The sequence below is a fragment of the Rathayibacter sp. VKM Ac-2879 genome (assembly GCF_015351245.1).
In the GTDB taxonomy this organism is placed as follows: Bacteria; Actinomycetota; Actinomycetes; order Actinomycetales; family Microbacteriaceae; genus Rathayibacter.
In genome coordinates this window covers 539996-560378 of record NZ_JADKSO010000002.1, presented here as the reverse complement: position 1 = coordinate 560378, position 20383 = coordinate 539996, and the positions used below count along the sequence as shown (strand labels likewise).

Sequence of the window (20383 nt, the reverse complement as noted above, 5' to 3'; positions counted from 1 at the left end):
GCCCCTTCCCCCTCCTTTCACCGCTTCGTCTCCTCGCTCGACGAGTCGGTCTCGAAGCTCGTGGTGAGCGGTGCGCGGGTGCACAACCTGCGCAACGTCGACCTCGAGATCCCGCGCGATTCGATGGTCGTCTTCACGGGGCTGTCGGGTTCGGGCAAGTCGTCGCTGGCCTTCGACACGATCTTCGCCGAGGGCCAGCGCCGCTACGTGGAGTCGCTCTCCGCCTACGCGCGCCAGTTCCTCGGCCAGGTCGACCGCCCCGACGTCGACTTCATCGAGGGCCTCAGCCCCGCGGTCTCGATCGACCAAAAGTCGACCAACCGCAACCCCCGCTCGACCGTCGGCACGATCACCGAGATCTTCGACTACATGCGCCTGCTCTGGGCACGCATCGGAGTGCCGCACTGCCCGAGCTGCGGCGAACGGATCGCGGCGCAGACCGTGCAACAGATCGCGGACCAGCTGATGGAGCTCGAGAGCGGCACCCGCTATCAGATCCTCAGTCCCGTGGTCTCGCAAAAGAAAGGCGAGTTCGTCGACCTCTTCAAGGAGCTCACGGCGGCCGGGTATTCTCGCGCCCTGGTCGATGGCACGCTCGTCCAGCTGACCGACCCGCCGAAGCTCAAGAAGCAGTACAAGCACGACATCTCCGTCGTGGTCGACCGTCTCGTCGCCGGTCCCGACATCCTCGGTCGACTCACCGACTCCCTCGAGACCGCGCTCCGTCTCACCGACGGCATCGTGCAGATCAACTTCGTCGACGGCGAGGGCGACGGCGCTTGGACGACGTTCTCCGAGAAGCTCTCCTGCCCCAACAACCACCCGATCTCGCTCACCGAGATCGAGCCGCGCACCTTCTCGTTCAACGCCCCCTTCGGCGCCTGCCCCGAGTGCTCGGGCCTCGGCACGCGCATGTCGGTCGACGACGAGCTGCTCCTCGGCGATCCCGACCTCAGCATCGCTGAGGGCGTCATCATCCCCTGGACCACTCAGGGCAAGGGGCTCTTCCAGTACTACGAGAAGCTGCTCGACGGCCTCTCGCGAGACCTCGGCTTCTCGCTCTCGACGCCGTGGAAGCGCTTGAGCTCCGAGGTGCAGCAGGCCGTCCTGCACGGCGACAACTTCGAGGTCAAGGTCAAGTGGAAGAACCGCTACGGCCGCGAGATGAGCTATACCTCGGGCTTCGAGGGTGTCGTGCCCTACATCGAGCGCCAGTACGTGCAGGCCGACACCGACGTCCAGCGCACTCGTTGGGCCGAGTTCCTGCGCGAGGTGCCGTGCCCCGTCTGCAACGGCTCGCGCCTCAAGCCCGAGGTCCTCGCGGTGCTCGTGCACGGCGCCAGCATCGCCGACGTGGCCGACCTCAGCCTCGCTGATGCCCACGAGTTCATGGCCCGGCTCGAGCTCACCGACCGCGAGGCGCACATCGCCGCTCAGGTGCTCCGCGAGATCCGGGCGCGCCTCGACTTCCTCATCGAGGTCGGGCTCAACTACCTCAATCTCTCGAGGGCCGCGGCATCGCTCTCGGGAGGCGAAGCGCAGCGCATCCGTCTCGCCACGCAGATCGGCTCCGGCCTCACCGGCGTCCTCTACGTGCTCGACGAGCCGAGCATCGGCCTGCATCAGCGCGACAACCGACGCCTCATCGACACGCTCATCAAGCTCCGCGACCTCGGTAACACGCTCATCGTCGTCGAGCACGACGAGGACACGATCCGCACGGCGGACTGGATCGTCGACATCGGCCCCGGCGCGGGAGTCAACGGCGGCGCGGTCGTGCACTCCGGCTCCTACGAGTCGCTGCTCGAGAACACCCACTCGCTCACCGGCGACTACGTCTCCGGGCGCCGCGCGATCGAGGTCCCGAAGAAGCGCCGCAAGATCGACCGCAAGCGGATGATCAAGGTGGTCGGCGCCAACGCCAACAACCTTCGCAAGGTCGACGCCGAGTTCCCGCTCGGCACCTTCGTAGCCGTCACGGGCGTCTCGGGCTCGGGCAAGAGCACGCTCGTGAACGACATCCTCTACCGCGTGCTCGCCAACCAGCTCAACGGGGCGCGGAAGGTTCCGGGCAAGCACACGCGTGTCACCGGCCTCGAGAACCTCGACAAGGTCGTCCACGTCGACCAGAACCCGATCGGGCGCACGCCGCGCTCCAACCCCGCCACGTACACGGGCGTCTTCGACCGCATCCGCAACCTCTTCGCCGAGACCACCGAGGCGAAGGCTCGCGGCTATCTCCCCGGCCGGTTCAGCTTCAACGTCAAGGGCGGCCGTTGCGAGGCGTGCTCGGGCGACGGAACCATCAAGATCGAGATGAACTTCTTGCCCGACGTCTACGTCGCGTGCGAGGTGTGTGGGGGAGCGCGCTACAATCGCGACACCCTCACCGTGCACTACAAGGGCAAGAACATCGCCGAGGTCCTCGACATGCCGATCGCCGAGGCGGCCGAGTTCTTCGAGCCGATCACCGCGATCCACCGCTTCCTCAAGACCCTCGTCGAGGTCGGCCTCGGCTACGTGCGGCTCGGGCAGAGCGCGACCACGCTCTCGGGCGGCGAGGCGCAGCGCGTCAAGCTCGCCACCGAGCTCCAGCGGCGCTCCAACGGGCGCAGTGTGTACGTGCTCGACGAGCCGACCACCGGTCTGCACTTCGAAGACGTCCGCAAACTCCTCCTGGTGTTGAACGGGCTGGTCGACAAGGGCAACACCGTCATCACCATCGAGCACAACCTCGACGTGATCAAGTCGGCCGACTGGCTGATCGACATGGGTCCCGAGGGAGGCGCGGGCGGCGGCCAGATCGTCGCTGTCGGCACACCCGAGCATGTGGCGAAGGTCGAGGCCAGCCACACGGGCACCTTCCTCGCCGAAATCCTCGGATGAGTGCGGGCGAGCGAGAGGAATGACGCAGACAGTCGACTACCGGCCCAAGCCAGGCGAGATCCCGACCCTGCCGGGCGTTTACCGGTTTCTGAGCCCCCACGGCCGAGTGCTCTACGTCGGCAAGGCGAAGAACCTCCGCGCGAGGTTGAGCAACTACTTCGCGCCCCTCGCGAGCCTGCACGAGCGCACCCGGCGGATGGTCACCTCCGCCTCCGGGGTCGAATGGACCGTGGTCGGCACCGACGTCGAGGCCCTTCAGCTCGAGTTCACGTGGATCAATGAGTTCGACCCGCCGTTCAACGTCAAGTTCCGCGACGACAAGTCGTACCCCTACATGGCGGTGACCCTCGGCGACGAGGCGCCGAGGGTGCTCGTCACCCGCAACGCGAAGATCAGGAAGGCCCGCTACTTCGGGCCGTATCCGAAGATCTGGGCGATCCACGAGACGATCGACCTGATGATCAAGGCGTTCCCGATCCGGACGTGCAACGACTCCACCTACAAGCGGGCGATGCAGAGCGGGAAGCCCTGCTTCGCCTCCCAGATCGGCCGTTGCGGCGGCCCCTGCTCGCAGCGCGTCACCTTCGCGGAGCATCGCGAGATGGTCGACCGCTTCGTCGCTTTCATGGGCAGCCACGACCGGCGGATGATCGGCGAGCTCGAGAAGGAGATGCGCGAGGCAGCGGCCGCGATGGAGTACGAGCGGGCAGGCAAGTTGCGCGACCAGGCCGCGGCGCTCGACGCGGTGCTCGCCAAGAGCGCCGTGGTGCTCAAAGACAACGTCGATGTCGACCTCTATGCGATCGTCCACGACGAGCTCGCGGCGTCGGTGCAGCAGTTCCGCGTCCGCGGCGGCCGCATCCGCGGCGAGCGGGGCTGGGTCGTCGACAAGGAGCTCGACATGAGCACCGCCGAGATCGTCGACACGGCGCTCCAGGCGGCATACGAGAGCGGCGACGTCCCCCCGCGCGAGGTCGTCGTGCCCGAGTTGCCCGAGGATGCCGAGGCTCTCGAGGAGTGGCTGAGCGGGCTGCGCGGCACGAGCGTGCGGCTCCGGGCGGCGCAGCGGGGCGACAAGGCAGCCCTGCTCGAGACGGCGACGCGGAACGCCGAGCACTCGCTCCTGCTCTACAAGACGCGCCGATCCGCCGACTTCACGGCGCGTACGCAGGCGCTCGAGGACATCCGTGACGCCCTCGGCATGAGCGAGGCGCCGCTGAGGATGGAGTGCTACGACGTGTCGCACCTCAGCGGCACCAACATCGTCGCGTCGATGGTCGTCTTCGAGGACGGCCTTCCCCGCAAGGACCAGTACCGCCGCTTCTCGATCGCCGAGTCCACCGACGACACGGAGTCGCTGCACCAGGTGCTGACGCGGCGGCTCGCCTACCTGCGAGAACCTGTCGAGCCCGCGGTGGTCGATCCCGAGACGGGGGAGGCGAAGCGTCGGAAATTCGCGTACCCGCCCCAGCTGCTCATCGTCGATGGCGGCCAACCCCAGGTGGCAGCGGCGCAGCGCGCGCTCGAGGAGGCGGGCGTCACGGGCATCACGCTGTGCGGAATCGCCAAGCGTCTCGAGGAGATCTGGCTGCCCGACTCCGATTTCCCGGTCATCCTCCCGCGCAACAGCGATGCGCTGTTTCTGTTCCAGCGGATCCGCGACGAGGCCCACCGTTTCGCCATCACGCACCAGAGGCAGCGGCGCAAGCGCGACATCTCGTCGCAGCTCGCCGAGGTCCCGGGCCTTGGCGAGACCCGCGTGCGGGACCTGCTCAAGCACTTCGGCTCAGTCACCCGCCTCCGCGAGGCCACCGAGAGCGAGATCGCCGAGGTCAAGGGCATCGGACCGACGCTCGCCGGAGCGATCCACGCCCATCTGCATCCGTGACCACCGCACGCCCTAGGCTGGAGACTCGCGTTCCCCGAACGAGGGTCTTCCCGTCTGGCCGAGCGCAGCCTCCCGCCCCGCCGCCACCACGAGACACGAGCACGGAGAAGCCATGAGCACGGAGAGCGAGCAGCAGGACGTGCTGATCGTGACGGGGATGTCCGGCGCAGGCCGGTCGACGGCCGCGAACGCCCTGGAGGACCTCGGCTGGTACGTGGTCGACAACCTGCCGCCGCAGATGCTGCGGCCGCTCGTCGATCTCGCGCAGCGCGCGGGAGACACGCTGCCCAAGATCGCGGCGGTGGTCGACGTCCGCGGGCGCGACTTCTTCGCCGACCTCGGCGAAATCGTGCGTGAGCTCCGCGCTGGCGTCGACCTGCGGGTCGTGTTCCTCGAGGCGACCGACGCGGCCCTCGTGCGCCGCTTCGAGCAGGTGCGTCGGCCGCACCCGCTGCAGGGGCGTGGGACGCTCCTGGACGGCATCTCGGCGGAGCGGGCGCGACTGGCGCAGCTGCGGGAGTCGGCCGATATCGTCATCGACACGTCCGACCTCAACATCCACCAGCTTGCGACGAGTATCACGGAGCGCTTCGCCGAAGCGGGCCGCGCCGGGCTCCAGGTGACGGTGATGAGCTTCGGCTTCAAGTACGGGCTGCCGACCGACGCCGACATGGTGGCCGACGCGCGCTTCCTCCCCAACCCCTACTGGATCCCCGAGCTGCGTCCGCACACAGGGCTCGACGAAGAGGTGAGAGACTACGTGCTGGCCCAACAGGGTGCCGAGGAGTTCATCGACTCCTACTCACAGGCCCTGCGCCCCGTGCTCGACGGCTATCAGCGTGAGAACAAGCGCCACGCCACCATTGCCATCGGCTGCACGGGAGGCAAGCACCGCTCCGTGGCCATGGCCGGCCGCATCGCCGCTCGGCTGGCCGAGCTTCCCGGAGTCGCCGTCAACGTGGCGCACCGCGACCTCGGCCGAGAATGATCCCCGCGCGCTCCGCCGCGCACCCGACGTAAGGAAGACTCCGTGGCCCTCACCGCAGACGTCAAGGGCGAACTGGTCGCGATCGTCTCGCGCAAGAACACCGTCCGCGCCGCCGAACTGGCGACCATCCTCCGCTTCTCCGGAGGCCTGCACATCATCTCGAACCGTCTCGCGGTCGAGGTCGAGCTGGACTCCGCGCCGCTCGCCACCCGTGTGCGCCGCGACCTCGCCGAGCTCTACGGCGTCCGCAGCGAGGGCAGTATCGTGTCGGCGGGCGGCGCCCGCCGGTCACCGAGCTGGCTCGTGCGCGTCGTCGAGGGAGGCGACACCCTGGCCCGCCAGACGGGCCTCGTCGACCAGCGTGGCCGCCCCGTCCGCGGGCTGCCGAACCGGCTGACGACCGGTTCCCGCGAAGAGCTGGCCGCCCTGTGGCGCGGAGCCTTCCTCGCCCAGGGCTCCCTGACCGATCCCGGACGCTCGGCCGCCCTCGAGATCGTCTGCCCGGGCAACGAGGCCGCGATGGCGGTCGTGGGGGCCGCGGGCCGACTCGGTGTGCAGGCGAAGTCGCGGGAGGTGCGCGGCGTGCACCGCGTCGTCGTGCGCGATGGGGAGAGCATCAGCGCGATGCTCTCTCTGATGGGCGCCACCGCGACCGTCGCGAGCTGGGAGGAGTTGCGTCAGCGCCGCGAGGTGCGCGCGACCGCGAACCGTCTCGTCAACTTCGACGACGCGAACCTCCGCCGTTCGGCGCAGGCTGCTGTCGCCGCGTGCGCCCGCGTCGGGCGTGCGATGGAGATCCTCGGAGACGACATCCCCGAGCACCTCCGCTACGCGGGGAGGCTGCGGCTCGCCCATCGCGACGCGAGCCTCGACGAGCTCGGTCACCACGCCGACCCGCCGATGACGAAGGACGCGGTCGCGGGGCGCATTCGCCGCCTCCTGGCGATGGCCGACAAGCGGGCTGCCGACCTCGGCATTCCCGGCACCGACGCGAATCTGCCGGCCGAGCTGCGCGACCTGTAGCGCTCGGGGCCGTCGGACGAACACTGAGCGTCTCCTGGTCGAACGGCGCAAGCCCTCCGAACGCGTGGGGGCCCCCTCGCTAGACTGGAGGGGTCGCTCAGGAGACTCCCGGCCCTCCTCCTCCGCCTTGCGAAGGGGTGCCGAGAGGCCGGCGGGTCGCAGGGGAGCGACGACCACGAACAGGAGATCGCACATGGCTGACTACACGCTCGCCGAACTGCCCTACGACTACTCGGCCCTCGAGCCGAACATCAGTGGGCGGATCATGGAGCTCCACCACGACAAGCACCACGCGACGTATGTGACCGGGGCGAACACCGCTCTCGCGGCGCTGCAGGAGGCTCGCGACAGCGAGAACCTCGCGAACGTCAACAAGCTCCAGAAGGACCTGGCCTTCAATCTCGCCGGTCACGTGAACCACACGGTGTTCTGGAACAACCTTTCGCCCGACGGAGGCGACAAGCCCGTCGGTGAGCTCGCCGCGGCCATCGACGACAACTTCGGCTCGTTCGACAAGTTCCGTGCCCACTTCACCGCGTCGGCCCTCGGCATCCAGGGTTCCGGATGGTCGATCCTCGCCTGGGACTCGCTCGGCGAGAAGCTCATCATCGAGCAGCTGTACGACCACCAGGGCAACCTGGCCGCGGCGACCGTGCCGCTTCTCCTGCTCGACATGTGGGAGCACGCCTTCTACCTCGACTACGTCAACGTGAAGGCCGACTACGTCAAGGCGTTCTGGAACATCGCGAACTGGGCAGATGTCTCCGCCCGCTTCGAGAAGGCCCGCGAGAAGACTTCGGGCCTGCTGCTACTGTCGTAGCGATCTCGGCGTCCCGGGTTCATACCCGGGACGCCACGCTCGATCAGATCCACACCCTCCATTGCACCGTCGAGGTGCCTTTCCTCACCAGGAGATATCTGTGTCCGTCAAGATCGGCATCAACGGCTTCGGCCGTATCGGCCGTAACTTCTTCCGCGCGGCCCTCGCCAAGGGCAGCGACCTCGAGATCGTCGCGGTCAACGACCTCACCGACAACAAGGCCCTCGCGCACCTCCTGAAGTACGACTCCATCACGGGGCGCCTCGACGCGACGGTCGAGCTCGACGGCGACCGCATCGTCGTCAACGGCAAGCCGATCATCGTCCTGGCGGAGCGCGATCCCGCGAACCTCCCCTGGGGCGAGCTGGGTGTCGACATCGTCATCGAGTCGACCGGGCGTTTCACGAAGTCGGAGGATGCGCACAAGCACATCGCCGCCGGTGCCAAGAAGGTCATCGTCTCGGCTCCCGCCACGGGCAGCGACGTCGCGACCCTCGTCCTCGGCGTCAACGAGAACACCTACGACCCGGCAACGCACGACATCATCTCGAACGCGTCGTGCACCACGAACTGCCTCGCGCCGCTCGCCAAGGTGCTGCTCGACAACTTCGGAATCGAGCGTGGCCTGATGACGACGGTGCACGCGTACACCGCGGACCAGAACCTCCAGGACGGCCCGCACAGCGACCTCCGCCGTGCCCGCGCCGCGGCCGTCAACATCATCCCGACCTCGACCGGCGCCGCCAAGGCTCTCGGCCTCGTCATTCCGGAGCTCGTCGGCAAGCTCGACGGCTACGCCCTCCGCGTCCCGGTCCCGACCGGCTCGATCACCGACCTCACCGTCGAGCTGACCACGCCCGCGACCGTCGAGGAGATCAACGCCGCGTACAAGGCTGCCGCCGAGGGAGGCCTCAAGGGCATCCTCAAGTACACCGAGGACCCGATCGTCTCGAGCGACATCGTCACCGACCCGCACTCGTCGATCTTCGACGCGGGTCTCACCAAGGTCATCGGCAGCCAGGTCAAGGTCGCGTCCTGGTACGACAACGAGTGGGGCTACTCCAACCGCCTCGTCGACGTCACCGAGTTCGTCGCCGGAAAGCTCTAAGGGCTCGCCACAGTGACGTTCCGCACCCTGGACTCACTGGGTTCCCTGGCGGGCAAGCGTGTCGTCGTCCGCTGCGATCTGAATGTCCCCTTGAAGGACGGAACGATCACGGACGACGGCCGCGTGCGCGCGTCGGTGCCCACACTCCAGCGTCTGGTCTCCGAGGGCGCCCGAGTCGTGGTCGTGAGCCACCTCGGGCGCCCCGACGGGAAGCCGGAGGCGAAGTACAGCCTCGCTCCCGTCGCGGCCCGCCTCGGCGAGCTGCTGGACGCTCCGGTCTCGTTCGCCGCGGACACGGTCGGCGACTCCGCCACGTCCGCCGTCGAGGCGCTCGAGGACGGCCAGGTCGTCGTGCTCGAGAACCTCCGCTTCAACCCGGGAGAGACGAGCAAAGACCAGGCCGAGCGCCACGCCTTCGCCGAGAAGCTGGCCGCCTTCGGCGACGCCTTCGTCTCGGACGGCTTCGGCGTCGTGCACCGCAAGCAGGCGAGCGTCTACGAGCTCGCGCAGTTGCTCCCGAGCGCTGCCGGCACACTCATCGCGGCCGAGCTCGAGGTCCTCGACCGGCTGACCGAGAAGCCCGAGCGCCCCTACACGGTGGTTCTCGGCGGCTCGAAGGTGTCCGACAAGCTCGGGGTCATCGAGCATCTGCTGCCGCGGGTCGATTCGATCCTCATCGGCGGAGGGATGCTCTTCACGTTCCTCAAGGCGCAGGGCCACGAGGTGGGCGCGAGCCTCCTCGAAGCCGACCAGGTCGGCACCGTCCTCGGCTACCTCGCGAAGGCGAAGGAGCTCGGCGTCGAGATCGTCCTCCCGACGGATGTCGTCGTGGCGTCGAGGTTCGGCGCCGATGCGGAGTACGAGACCGCGGCGGCCGATGCGATCGAGGGCACCCCCTTCGGCGCACGGGGCCTCGGCCTCGACATCGGGCCGGAGACCGCGAAGCGCTTCGCCGAGATCGTCGCCGCGTCGAAGACCGTGTTCTGGAACGGACCGATGGGCGTCTTCGAGCTCGAGCCGTTCGCGGCCGGCACGAAGGCCGTCGCGCAGGCGCTGACCGAGGTCGATGGCCTCAGTGTCGTCGGTGGGGGCGACTCCGCCGCGGCCGTGCGCGCCCTCGGCTTCGAGGACGCCCAGTTCGGCCACATCTCGACGGGAGGCGGCGCGAGCCTCGAGTTCCTCGAGGGCAAGCGACTGCCCGGACTGGAGGTCCTCGGATGGTAGACAGCACCGCACGAGTCCCGCTCATCGCGGGCAACTGGAAGATGAACCTGGACCACCTCCAGGCCATCGCCTTCGTGCAGAAGCTTGCGTGGAGCCTGAAGGACGCCGGCCACGACTTCGACGCGGTCGAGGTGGCGGTGTTCCCGCCCTTCACCGATCTGCGCCCGGTGCAGATCCTCGTCGACTCGGACAAACTGCCGCTCCGATACGGTGCGCAGGACGTCTCGACGTTCGACAGCGGTGCCTACACCGGCGAGATCTCGGCTCAGTTCCTCAAGCAGCTCGACTGCGATTACGTGATCGTCGGCCACTCGGAGCGTCGCACGCTTCACGGCGAGACGGACGCGGACATCCGGGCGAAGTCGGCGGCGGCGCTCACTCACGGCGTCGCTCCGATCATCTGTGTCGGAGAGACCGCTGATGACCTCGAGAAGCACGGCCCGTCGGCCGTGCCGGTCGCTCAGCTCACGGAGGCTCTCGCTGGCCTTCCGAGCGACGCCGAGCTGGTCGTCGCCTACGAGCCGGTCTGGGCGATCGGCTCCGGCCAGGCGGCGACGCCCGAGCAGGCGCAGCAGGTCTGCAAGGCCCTGCGCGGAGTCGTCGCCGAGGTCCTCGGTGCCGAGGCCGCCGCGAAGACCCGCATCCTCTACGGGGGCTCGGTGAAGTCGGGCAACATCGCCGGCTTCATGCGCGAACCCGACGTCGACGGCGCCCTCGTCGGAGGCGCGAGCCTCCAGGTCGACGAGTTCGCGGCGATCGCGCGCTTCCGCAACCACGTCGGGGTCTGACCCCACTGCGAAGAAGGGGCGGCCCCGCAGGGACCGCCCCTTCTTCGTTGCCACCGCTCCTCAAGGGTGCGGTCCGGGTGTGACACGGCCATCCGACGTATACCGCCCCCGAGAACACGCGAGACGCATTCCTCGGGGATTCGCAGGCGCCGTTATACTCGACGGGGCGCGCAACGCGCCGGACTTTCGAAAGGTACCGAGTGGACATCCTCCAGGTCGTGCTCCAGGTGATCCTGGGCATCACGAGCCTCCTGCTCACCATGCTGATCCTGCTCCACAAGGGGCGCGGCGGCGGTCTGTCCGACATGTTCGGCGGTGGAGTGACGTCGAACCTCGGTGCATCCGGCGTTGCGGAGCGCAACCTCAACCGCATCACGGTGATCCTCGGTCTCGTGTGGCTCGCCTGCATCGTGGTGCTGGGTCTCATCACCAAGTTCACCACCGGAGCATAGGGGTCTCGCACATGGCATCAGGCGGCAGTGCAATCCGCGGCTCGCGCGTCGGCGCGGGACCGATGGGCGAGCAAGACCGAGGCTTCCACGCAGAGCGCGTCGCGGTCTCCTACTGGGACGCGCTCGGCAACGAGACGGTGCGCCATTTCTCGGCGGCGCTCCCCGAGGACGAGATCCCCGAGGTCATCGACTCGCCTCAATCCGGGCTCCCGGCCGGCCGCGATCGGGCCAACCCGCCCCAGGTCGCGAAGGCCGAGCCCTACAAGACGCATCTCGCCTACGTGAAGGAGCGTCGCACCGAGGCCGAGGCGGCCCAGCTCCTCGAGGAGGCGCTCCAGCAGCTCCGCGCGCGCCGAGGCACCGCGACTCCCTCCTGATCCCTTCGCTCGCGGCAACACGCCGCGAGCAGGCACAGATGTCGGAAGGCCCGCCCCCTCGGGGACGGGCCTTCCGACATCTGTGGCGACGCGTCAGTAGCTCGGGGCGATGAGCGCCTCGGGAACCTCCGCGGCCGCCTCCTGATCGACGAAGAACACCGTGCGCTTGCGCCCGGCGGCACCCGCCGCGGGCACCTCGTTGGTGTTCGCGCCAGCCAGGGCCAGCCCGAGGGCCGAGGCCTTATCGGCGCCGGCGAGCACCAACCAGACCCGGTCCGACTGGTTGATCAGCGGCAGGGTGAGCGTGAGTCGCTCGGGCGGCGGCTTGGGGGAGTTGCGCACCGGCAGGACCCCGGGCACGGTGGAGCGGATGGCCGAGCGCTCGGGGAACAGCGAGGCGATGTGCCCGTCGGGGCCGACTCCGAGGAACGTGATGTCGAACCGCGGATAGTCGCGCCCCTCGCTCGCGTGCGCGCGGAGCTCGGCGTCGTAGGCCACGGCGGCCGCGTCGAGGTCGAGGCCCTCATCCGACGCCGGGTACCGGTGGACGTTCTCGCTCGGAACCCCGAGCACGGTGAAGATGTCTCCCGCCTGCACGTCGTTGCGGTCGTCGTGGCCGCGCGGCACCCAGCGCTCGTCACCCCACCAGAAGTGCACGCGCGACCAGTCCACGTTCCCTGCGGCTGAGGACGCGGCGATCTCCGCGAGGGTCGCCGCCCCCATCGTGCCGCCCGTCAGCACCACGTTCGCGGAGCCGAGGTCATCGAGGATGTCGATCGTCTTGGTCAGAAACCGGGCGGCGACCGAGCCGGCCAGCGTCTGCTTGTCGCGGTGGACCAGAACACGGCGTTCGGTGCTCATCTGGTGTCTCCTTCGGGTTCGAGTGCTGGTCGGCGGATCGGCACCGTGTCGGGAAGCGCGGACGGGCGAGGAGGATCAGGCTGCGCTATCGGCGTCGGCCTTCTCGGACAGCATGTCCACACCCCGCGAGATCACTTCACCGTACAGGTCGTCCGGGTCGAGCCGGCGCAGCTCCTCCGCGAGGCAGTCCCGGAGGCTGCGGCGCGGCAGGGAGATGTCGTGGACCGGCTGGTCGGGCTGGGTGAGGGTCGCGACGTTGGGCACGGAGCGCTCGAGCTCGATCACGCCGGAGTCACGGATCAGGCGGACGCCGTGGATTCCGCTGGAACCGGTCGCGCTGATGGTCAGCTCGTGGTCGACGGGGATGTCGAGCTCGAGCTGCAGCCATGCCGCGAGCAGGATGGTCGAGGGGGAGTCGGGGGCACCCGACACCTCGACGGCGGTGATGGCCTCGTACGGCGGCTGGTCGAGCACCGCGGCGAGCTGCGCACGCCAGAGCGTGAGACGCGTCCAGGCGAAGTCGGTGTCGCCGGGGGTGTAGGTGGACGCGAGGTGGTGCAGCGCCTCCGCGGGATTGGCCTGCGCGCTCGCGTCAGTGATGCGACGTTGGGCGATGCGCCCGATCGGCGACGCCGAGGCGTTCTCGGGGGCGCTGGTGGGCCACCAGGCCACGACGGGTGCGTCGGGGAGAAGCAGGCCGGTAACCAGGCTCTCCTCGTCGTTGGCCGCGTCCCCGTAGGGGCGGAGCACGACGACCTCGCTCGCGCCGGCGTCGCCTCCCACCCGGATCTGCGCATCGACGCGGGGGGTGGCGTCGACGGGCACCGTGGTCAGGCCGTCGTCCTTCGAGACGACGATCACGCGCATGGGGTGCTCGCGGGAGGCGTCGTTCGCCGCGTCGATCGCCTCCTCCTCGTGGCCGCGGGAGGTGGCGATGATGAGCGTGAGCACGCGCCCGAGAGCGACGGCTCCGCCCTCCTCGCGGATCTTGACGAGGGTCTTCGAGACCTCACTGGTCGTGGTGTCGGGCAGATCGACGATCATGGACGCCTCCAGGTGCGGCCGTCGCGGGCGAGGAGCTCGTCGGCGGAATCGGGGCCCCAGGTTCCGGGGCGGTACTGCTCGGGCTGGCCCTGAGTGGCCCAGAACTCCTCGATCGGGTCGAGGATCTTCCAGGACAGCTCGACCTCCTCGTGCCGCGGGAACAGCGGCGGCTCGCCCAAAAGGACGTCGAGGATGAGGCGCTCGTAGGCCTCGGGGCTCGCTTCGGTGAAGGCGTGACCGTAGCCGAAGTCCATGGTCACGTCGCGCACCTGCATGCCGGCGCCCGGCACCTTGGAGCCGAAGCGCATGGTCACGCCCTCGTCGGGCTGCACGCGGATCACGAGCGCGTTCTGGCCGAGCGAGGTCGTCTGGCTCTCGGCGAAGAGCTGCTGAGGAGCCCTCTTGAACACGACGGCGATCTCGGTGACGCGACGGCCGAGGCGCTTGCCGGCACGGAGGTAGAAGGGCACGCCCGCCCATCGGCGCGTGCCGATGTCGAGGCGCATCGCCGCGTAGGTCTCGGTGGTCGAGGTGGGGCTCATGCCGTCCTCCTCGAGGAAGCCGAGGACCTTCTCGCCGCCCTGCCATCCTCCGGCGTACTGACCTCTGGCGGTCGCCGTCGAGAGATCGGCGGGGAGGCGGACCGCGGCGAGGACCTTCTCTTTCTCTGCACGGAGGTCCGCCGCGTCGAACGAGATCGGCTCCTCCATCGCGGTGAGGGCGAGCAGCTGGAGGAGGTGGTTCTGGATGACGTCGCGCGCCGCTCCGATGCCGTCGTAGTAGCCCGCCCGCCCGCCGACGCCGATGTCCTCCGCCATGGTGATCTGCACATGGTCGACATAGTTCGAGTTCCAGAGCGGCTCATACATCATGTTCGCGAAACGCAACGCCAGGATGTTCTGGACCGTCTCTTTGCCGAGGTAGTGGTCAATGCGGAACACCGAGTCGGGCGGGAAGACCGACTCCACGACGTCATTGAGCTCGCGGGCCGTGCGGAGGTCGCTGCCGAAGGGCTTCTCGATGACGACGCGTCGCCACTGACCCTCCCGCTGCTCGGCGAGGCCGGAGTTGCGCAGCTGCTCCGTCACCTGCGGGAAGGACTTCGGTGGGATCGAGAGGTAGAACGCGAAGTTGCCGTTCGTGCCGCGTTCGCGGTCGAGCTCGTCGACCGTGGTCTTCAGGCGAGTGAACGCCTCGGGGTCGTCGAACTCGCCCTGGACGAAGCGGATGCCCTGCGCGAGCTGTGCCCACACCTCCTCGTGGAACTCGGTGCGGGCGTGCTTCTTGACGGAGTCGTGGACGACCTGCTCGAAGTCCTGGTCGTCCCAGTCGCGGCGGGCGAAGCCGACGAGGGCGAAGCCGGGAGGCAGGAGGCCTCGGTTCGCGAGGTCGTAGACGGCTGGCATGAGCTTCTTGCGGGAGAGGTCGCCGGTCACGCCGAAGATGACGAGCCCACTGGGCCCGGCGATCCGGTTCAACCGACGGTCGAAGCTCAACCGCAGCGGATTGAACTCGGGAGTGATGTCCACAGGCATGTGCAGTGTCCTTTTGTGTGCCGGGCTGGCTCTACGTGCCGGGCGAGTTCTGTGCGTGGGGCGAGCTGGCGCGCTGCTCTCGGCGAGGGAGGGGCGGGACGCCGTCCGACGGATCTCGCGCGGCTCGCTCGGCGAGGCGGGTGACCGAGGGCATGCCGCCTCCCCTGCAGAGGGGGAGGCGGCATGCCGCGCGATCAGGAGTTGAGCGCCTCGAAGAGCGCTTCGAGGTCGGCCTCGGGATCGGTCAGCGTCAGCGTCAAGACGGGTCGCCCGTGCTCCGCGAGAACGCTCGCGTCTCCCGCGGCCTGCGCGAGGATCAGCTGTCCGAAGGTGAACGGGCTGTCCGGGATCTCGAGATCGACGGTCGCGCGCTCGGTGATCTGCAAGAACACGCCCGTCGGCGCCCCACCCTTGTGGTACTGACCGGTCGAGTGGAGGAAGCGCGGACCCCAGCCGAAGGTGACGGGACGCTGCGCCTGAGCGGCGAGGAGGTCGCGCACTCCTTCGAGCTGCGGGAGAGCGAGACGGTCGACGTAGGCCTGGATCGACACGTAACCGCCTTCGCCCAGCTGGGCGAGGAGGCGGTCGACGGCCTCGGCGACGGTCGTCGCGCCCTCGGTGAGGCCGCGGTCCCCGGTCACCTCGATGCCGGAGTCGGTGAACGCCGGCGCCTCGGGCTCGGGACGCTTCTCGAGCAGGGCCCGGGTCGCGATCTTCGCCGACTCGACATCGGGCTGATCGAAGGGGTTGATCCCCAGCAGTCGACCGGCGACGGCGACGGCGTACTCCCAGGTGAGCATCTGCGCGCCCAGCGACCCCGAGAGGAGGATCTCGCCCTCGTGGCGGTCGCGGGGGAACAGGTGCAGCGCGGTCGCGTCCTCGACGAGGCGCACGACCTGCACGTCGGGCAGGTCCTCGGAGAGCTCGGGGGCGAGCGTCCCGAGGACGACGGGCAGGATGCCCGTTCCCTCCTTGCCGGTCGACTCGGCGATCAGCTGCTCGGCCCAGTCGGCGAAGCCGACAATGTCGGTGCCATCGGACACGATCGCGAGCTTGTCGCGTCGCGGGCTGGTGGCCGCGATGGCCGCGCCAAGGATGAGGCCGGGATTTTCGGGGGTGTCGACGGCGAGGCCGAGCGATGCCTCCGCCGCCTCGTCGAGGAGGGCCTCGATGTCGGCGCCGGCGAGGCCGGACGGCACCAGGCCGAACGCTGAGAGCGCCGAGAAGCGGCCTCCGATGTTCGGGTCGGCGTTGAACACGCGGTAGCCGGCCGCACGGGAGGAGACGTCCAGCGGAGAGCCCGGATCGGTCACGATCACGAGGCGATCGAGCGGGTCGATGCCCGCCTCGGCGAACGCCTTCTCGTAGGCCTTCTTCTGGCTCGCGGTCTCGACGGTCGAGCCCGACTTCGACGAGATGACGACCGCGGTCGACACGAGCCTGTCCTGGAGGGCCGCGAGCACCTGTCCCGGCGCGGTCGAGTCGAGCACGGTGAGCTCGACTCCGGCCGTGCGGGTGATGACCTCGGGCGCGAGCGAGGATCCGCCCATGCCTCCGAGCACGATGTGGTCGATGCCCTTGGCCAGGAACTCCTCGCGGAGCGCGAGGATCTCGGGCACCAGCGGGCGCGAGACGGTCGTCGACTCGGTCCAGCCGAGGCGCTTGGCGGCCTCCTCCTCCGCTGCGGCGCCCCACAGCGTGGGGACCTGGGCGGTGATGCCCGAGGCGACCTCGTCGGCGACGAGCTCGGGGACGACGCGATCGACGGCCTTCTCGGCGTCCCCGCTGACGTGGATCTGGATGGCCATGCTCAGGCCTGTGCCTTCGCGCCCTCGAGGGCGGCCGTGACGGTGTCGAGCAGCTCGTTCCAAGAGACGATGAACTTCTCGACGCCCTCCTTCTCGAGGAGCTCGGTGACGTCGGCGTAGGAGATGCCCTGCGCCGCGATCGCATCGAGGACGGCATTCGCGTCGGCGTAGGAGCCGGTGACGGTGTCGCCGGTGATCACGCCGTGGTCGAAGGTCGCCTCGAGGGTCTTCTCGGGCATGGTGTTGACGACGCCCGCCGCGACGAGCTCGGTGACGTAGAGGGTGTCGGGCAGCTCGGTCGACTTGACGCCGGTCGAGGCCCAGAGCGGACGCTGACGGTTGGCGCCCGCCTCCTGGAGCAGGAGAGCGCGCTCGCTCGCGAACGCCTCGACGAAGACCTCGTAGGCGAGCTGGGCGTTGGCGACGCCGGCCTTGCTCTTCAGCGCACGGGCCTCGTCGGTTCCGACGGCCTCGAGGCGCTTGTCGATCTCGGTGTCGACGCGCGACACGAAGAAGGAGGCGACGGAGTGGATGGTCGACAGGTCGATGCCCGCCTCCTTGGCCTTCTCGAGGCCGGCGAGGTACGCGTTGATGACCGCACGGTAGCGGGCAAGCGAGAAGATCAGGGTGACGTTCACCGAGATGCCCGAGCCGATGACCTCGGTGATCGCCTCGAGGCCCTCGACGGTTGCGGGGATCTTGATCATCGCGTTGGGACGGTCGACCTTGGCCCAGAGGGCCCGGGCCTGCTCGATGGTTCCCTGCGCGTCGTGCGCGAGGCCCGGCTCGACCTCGATCGAGACGCGACCGTCGTAGCCGTTGGTCGCGTCGTAGATCGGGCGGAAGACGTCGGAGGCGGCGGCGACGTCGTCAGTCGTGATCTCGAAGACGGAGTCGGTGACGGTGGTGCCGGCCGCGGCGAGCACGCGCACCTGCTCGTCGTAGGACTCGCCCTTGGCCAGGGCCGCGGCGAAGATCGTGGGGTTGGTGGTGACTCCGACGACGTTCTTCTCGTCGATGAGCTTCTGCAGCCCGCCGGAGGAGATGCGCGAGCGAGAGAGGTCGTCGAGCCAGATGCTGACGCCGGCGGCGGAGAGGTCTGCGGTGGGGGTGTTCTGAGTCATGTCTCTTCTTCTTCTGCGTAGGTCGTGCGTGGCGTGGGGGGAGCCGAGGCTCCGACGGCGAAGGCCGCGTCCTGGCGGACGCGGCCTTCGGGTCAGGAGGCTGCGAGCGACTCCTTGGCAGCGGCGAGCGCTGCCTCGGTGGTGATCCCGAACTCGCGGAACAGGGTCTTGTAGTCGGCGGAGGCCCCGAAGTGCTCGATCGAGACCGAGCGGCCGGCGTCGCCGACGTACTTCTGCCAGCCGAGGCTGAGGCCGGCCTCGATCGAGACGCGTGCCTTCACCGAGGAGGGGAGGACCTTCTCGCGGTAGTCGGCGTCCTGCTCCTCGAACCATTCGAGCGACGGAGCCGAGACGACGCGGGCGTTGATGCCTTCGGCCTTGAGGGCCTCGCGCGCCTCGACGGCGATCTGAAGCTCGGAGCCGGTCGCGATGAAGATGACGTCCGGGGTACCGTTCGGCGCCTCGGCCAGAACGTACGCGCCGAGGGCGACGTGGGAGGCGGAGGCGAAGGTCTCGCCCTCGGCCTCGCCGTCGCCGCGCTCGAACACGGGGATGTTCTGACGGGTGAGCGCCAGGCCGGCGGGGCCTTCGCGGCGCTCGAGGATGGTCTTCCAGGCGTAGGCGACCTCGTTGGCGTCGCCGGGGCGGACGATGTCCAGGCCCGGGATCGCGCGAAGGGTGGCGAGCTGCTCGACGGGCTGATGCGTCGGGCCGTCCTCGCCGAGGGCCACGGAGTCGTGGGTCCAGACGTAGATGGCCGGAGCCTTCATGAGCGCGGCGAGACGGACCGCCGGGCGCATGTAGTCCGAGAAGATCAGGAAGGTGCCACCGAACGGCCGGGTGTTGCCGTGCAGGACGATGCCGTTGAGGATCGAGCCCATCGCGTGCTCGCGGATGCCGAAGTGCAGCACGCGGCCGCCCTTCTTGCCGGTCCACTCGTGCGTCGAGAACTCGCTCGGAACGAACGAGCCTGCTCCCTCGATCGTCGTGTTGTTCGACTCGGCGAGGTCGGCGGAGCCGCCCCACAGCTCGGGGATGACGCCGGCGAGGGCGTTGATGACCTTGCCGGAGGCGGCGCGGGTCGACACCTCCTTGCCGGGCTCGAAGACGGGGAGTGCCTCCTCGACGCCCTCGGGGAGCTCGCCCGAGAGGACGCGATCGAGGAGGACCTTCTTCTCGGGGTTGGCCGAGGCCCACGCGTCGAACTGCTCGTTCCACTCCGCGTGCTGGGCCTGGCCGCGCTCGACGGCCTTGCGGGTGTGCTCGATGACCTCGTCGGCGACGTCGAAGGTCTTCTCGGGGTCGAAGCCGAGCACCTCCTTGAGGCCGCGGAGTTCGTCGGCGCCCAGCGCGGAGCCGTGGATCTTGCCGGTGTTCTGCTTCTTCGGCGAGGGCCAGCCGATGATCGTGCGCAGGATGATGAGCGACGGCTTGTCGGTCTCGCCCTTCGCGGCCTCGATCGCGGCGTGCAGCTCGGCGACGTCCTCGTGGTACTCGCCGGTCTTCTTCCAGTCGACGACCTGGACCTGCCAGTCGTAGGCCTCGTAGCGCGCCTTGACGTCCTCGGTGAAGGCGATGTTCGTGTCGTCTTCGATCGAGATCTGGTTGGAGTCGTAGATGACGACCAGGTTGCCGAGCTTCTGGTGGCCCGCGAGCGAGGAGGCCTCGCTCGTCACGCCCTCCTGCAGGTCGCCGTCGCCGGCGATCACGTAGACGAAGTGGTCGAACGGCGAGGTGCCGGCGGCCGCCTCCGGGTCGAACAGGTCGCGCTCGAAGCGCGAGGCGTAGGCGAAGCCCACGGCGGAGGCGAGGCCCTGGCCCAGCGGGCCGGTCGTGATCTCGACGCCGTCGGTGTGGCCGTACTCGGGGTGGCCGGGGGTCTTCGAGCCCCACGTGCGCAGAGCCTTGAGGTCGTCGAGCTCGAGGCCGTACCCGCCCAGGTAGAACTGGACGTACTGCGTCAGCGAGGAGTGGCCGACCGAGAGGATGAAGCGGTCGCGTCCGATCCAGGTGGAGTCGGAGGGGTCGCGGCGCATCACCTTCTGGAAGAGGAGGTACGCGGCGGGCGCGAGGCTCATCGCGGTTCCGGGATGGCCGTTGCCGACCTTCTCGACCGCGTCCGCGGCGAGAACCCTCGCCGTGTCGACTGCCTTCTCGTCAATGGATTCCCATTGCAGTTCTGACACTTGGTACTGACCCTTCTCGAGACGTGGGGGAGACGGGGACCGTCCGCCCTCTCGCGTGGTGGAGCACGCCGGACGACGATGTCGGCACGATGCTCCGGCGGCGACCCTCTCGACCGCGTGCCGAGGATCTCGGCCGGGCTCGGGTGCATGCCGGGTGCTCTGGCGAGCAGTCCCGAGTATACGGAGGGGGCGCGCCGCCCACCGGGGGTTGCGCGGTCGCATATGTCGGGGTCCCGATGGGCAAGCGTGCAGTGCTCGGCGCAGGCCGGGC

16 protein-coding genes are annotated in these 20383 nt (G+C 68.9%); 10 read left to right on the top strand and 6 right to left on the bottom strand.

Annotation, left to right across the window (positions count from 1 at the left end; translation table 11 throughout):
* Nucleotides 1–60: 60 nt before the first annotated feature.
* The 10 genes from uvrA (at nt 61) to ITJ45_RS07560 (ending at nt 11554) form a co-directional block, all read left to right on the top strand.
* Entirely contained in the window at nt 61–2886 is a 2826-nt protein-coding gene (gene uvrA / locus ITJ45_RS07605; protein ID WP_323742949.1) for an excinuclease ABC subunit UvrA, read from the top strand.
* A 19-nt stretch (nt 2887–2905) separates the two neighbouring features.
* Nucleotides 2906–4774, top strand: coding sequence for an excinuclease ABC subunit UvrC (uvrC, locus tag ITJ45_RS07600; protein WP_194608028.1), 1869 nt, complete (start codon nt 2906–2908; stop codon nt 4772–4774).
* A 112-nt stretch (nt 4775–4886) separates the two neighbouring features.
* Nucleotides 4887–5762 (top strand): RNase adapter RapZ, encoded by an 876-nt coding sequence (gene rapZ, locus ITJ45_RS07595; RefSeq protein ID WP_194608030.1) that lies wholly within the window; start codon nt 4887–4889, stop codon nt 5760–5762.
* Between the two features lie 42 nt (nt 5763–5804).
* Complete coding sequence (whiA, locus tag ITJ45_RS07590; protein WP_194608032.1) at nt 5805–6785, top strand: DNA-binding protein WhiA; 981 nt, start codon at nt 5805–5807, stop codon at nt 6783–6785.
* Between the two features lie 193 nt (nt 6786–6978).
* Complete coding sequence (locus tag ITJ45_RS07585) at nt 6979–7605, top strand: superoxide dismutase (protein ID WP_194608034.1); 627 nt, start codon at nt 6979–6981, stop codon at nt 7603–7605.
* A gap of 100 nt (nt 7606–7705) precedes the next feature.
* On the top strand, nt 7706–8713 hold the full coding sequence (gap, locus tag ITJ45_RS07580) for a type I glyceraldehyde-3-phosphate dehydrogenase (RefSeq protein ID WP_194608036.1): 1008 nt from the start codon (nt 7706–7708) through the stop codon (nt 8711–8713).
* Nucleotides 8714–8725: 12 nt separating this feature from the next.
* Entirely contained in the window at nt 8726–9937 is a 1212-nt protein-coding gene (locus ITJ45_RS07575) for a phosphoglycerate kinase (RefSeq protein ID WP_194608038.1), read from the top strand.
* Complete coding sequence (gene tpiA, locus ITJ45_RS07570) at nt 9931–10725, top strand: triose-phosphate isomerase (protein ID WP_194608040.1); 795 nt, start codon at nt 9931–9933, stop codon at nt 10723–10725. Before ITJ45_RS07575 ends, tpiA begins: the two co-directional genes overlap by 7 nt.
* Nucleotides 10726–10925: 200 nt before the next feature.
* Nucleotides 10926–11177, top strand: coding sequence for a preprotein translocase subunit SecG (gene secG / locus ITJ45_RS07565; RefSeq protein WP_068207965.1), 252 nt, complete (start codon nt 10926–10928; stop codon nt 11175–11177).
* 11 nt (nt 11178–11188) lie between these two features.
* On the top strand, nt 11189–11554 hold the full coding sequence (locus ITJ45_RS07560; protein ID WP_173243473.1) for an RNA polymerase-binding protein RbpA: 366 nt from the start codon (nt 11189–11191) through the stop codon (nt 11552–11554).
* Between the two features lie 93 nt (nt 11555–11647).
* Here the strand turns inward: ITJ45_RS07560 and pgl are convergent, their stop codons facing one another.
* From pgl to tkt, 6 genes are all read right to left on the bottom strand, one after another.
* Complete coding sequence (gene pgl, locus ITJ45_RS07555) at nt 11648–12415, bottom strand: 6-phosphogluconolactonase (protein WP_194608042.1); 768 nt, start codon at nt 12413–12415, stop codon at nt 11648–11650.
* Nucleotides 12416–12490: 75 nt separating this feature from the next.
* Nucleotides 12491–13459 (bottom strand): glucose-6-phosphate dehydrogenase assembly protein OpcA, encoded by a 969-nt coding sequence (locus ITJ45_RS07550; RefSeq protein ID WP_194608044.1) that lies wholly within the window; start codon nt 13457–13459, stop codon nt 12491–12493.
* Nucleotides 13456–14994, bottom strand: a complete 1539-nt coding sequence (zwf, locus tag ITJ45_RS07545) for a glucose-6-phosphate dehydrogenase (protein WP_194608046.1) — start codon at nt 14992–14994, stop codon at nt 13456–13458. Before zwf ends, ITJ45_RS07550 begins: the two co-directional genes overlap by 4 nt.
* Before the next feature lie 194 nt (nt 14995–15188).
* Nucleotides 15189–16802, bottom strand: a complete 1614-nt coding sequence (locus ITJ45_RS07540) for a glucose-6-phosphate isomerase (RefSeq protein ID WP_194608048.1) — start codon at nt 16800–16802, stop codon at nt 15189–15191.
* Between the two features lie 2 nt (nt 16803–16804).
* Nucleotides 16805–17926, bottom strand: a complete 1122-nt coding sequence (gene tal, locus ITJ45_RS07535) for a transaldolase (RefSeq protein WP_194608050.1) — start codon at nt 17924–17926, stop codon at nt 16805–16807.
* Between the two features lie 92 nt (nt 17927–18018).
* Nucleotides 18019–20112, bottom strand: coding sequence for a transketolase (tkt, locus tag ITJ45_RS07530; RefSeq protein ID WP_194608053.1), 2094 nt, complete (start codon nt 20110–20112; stop codon nt 18019–18021).
* Nucleotides 20113–20383 lie beyond the last annotated feature (271 nt).

Coding starts and splice junctions, on each gene's coding strand:
- tal (WP_194608050.1), bottom strand. CDS start 17,926: ATGACTCAGAACACCCCCACCGCAGACCTCTCCGCCGCCGGCGTCAGC.
- ITJ45_RS07585 (WP_194608034.1), top strand. CDS start 6,979: ATGGCTGACTACACGCTCGCCGAACTGCCCTACGACTACTCGGCCCTC.
- ITJ45_RS07550 (WP_194608044.1), bottom strand. CDS start 13,459: ATGATCGTCGATCTGCCCGACACCACGACCAGTGAGGTCTCGAAGACC.
- pgl (WP_194608042.1), bottom strand. CDS start 12,415: ATGAGCACCGAACGCCGTGTTCTGGTCCACCGCGACAAGCAGACGCTG.
- uvrC (WP_194608028.1), top strand. CDS start 2,906: ATGACGCAGACAGTCGACTACCGGCCCAAGCCAGGCGAGATCCCGACC.
- tpiA (WP_194608040.1), top strand. CDS start 9,931: ATGGTAGACAGCACCGCACGAGTCCCGCTCATCGCGGGCAACTGGAAG.
- ITJ45_RS07560 (WP_173243473.1), top strand. CDS start 11,189: ATGGCATCAGGCGGCAGTGCAATCCGCGGCTCGCGCGTCGGCGCGGGA.
- ITJ45_RS07540 (WP_194608048.1), bottom strand. CDS start 16,802: ATGGCCATCCAGATCCACGTCAGCGGGGACGCCGAGAAGGCCGTCGAT.
- rapZ (WP_194608030.1), top strand. CDS start 4,887: ATGAGCACGGAGAGCGAGCAGCAGGACGTGCTGATCGTGACGGGGATG.
- zwf (WP_194608046.1), bottom strand. CDS start 14,994: ATGCCTGTGGACATCACTCCCGAGTTCAATCCGCTGCGGTTGAGCTTC.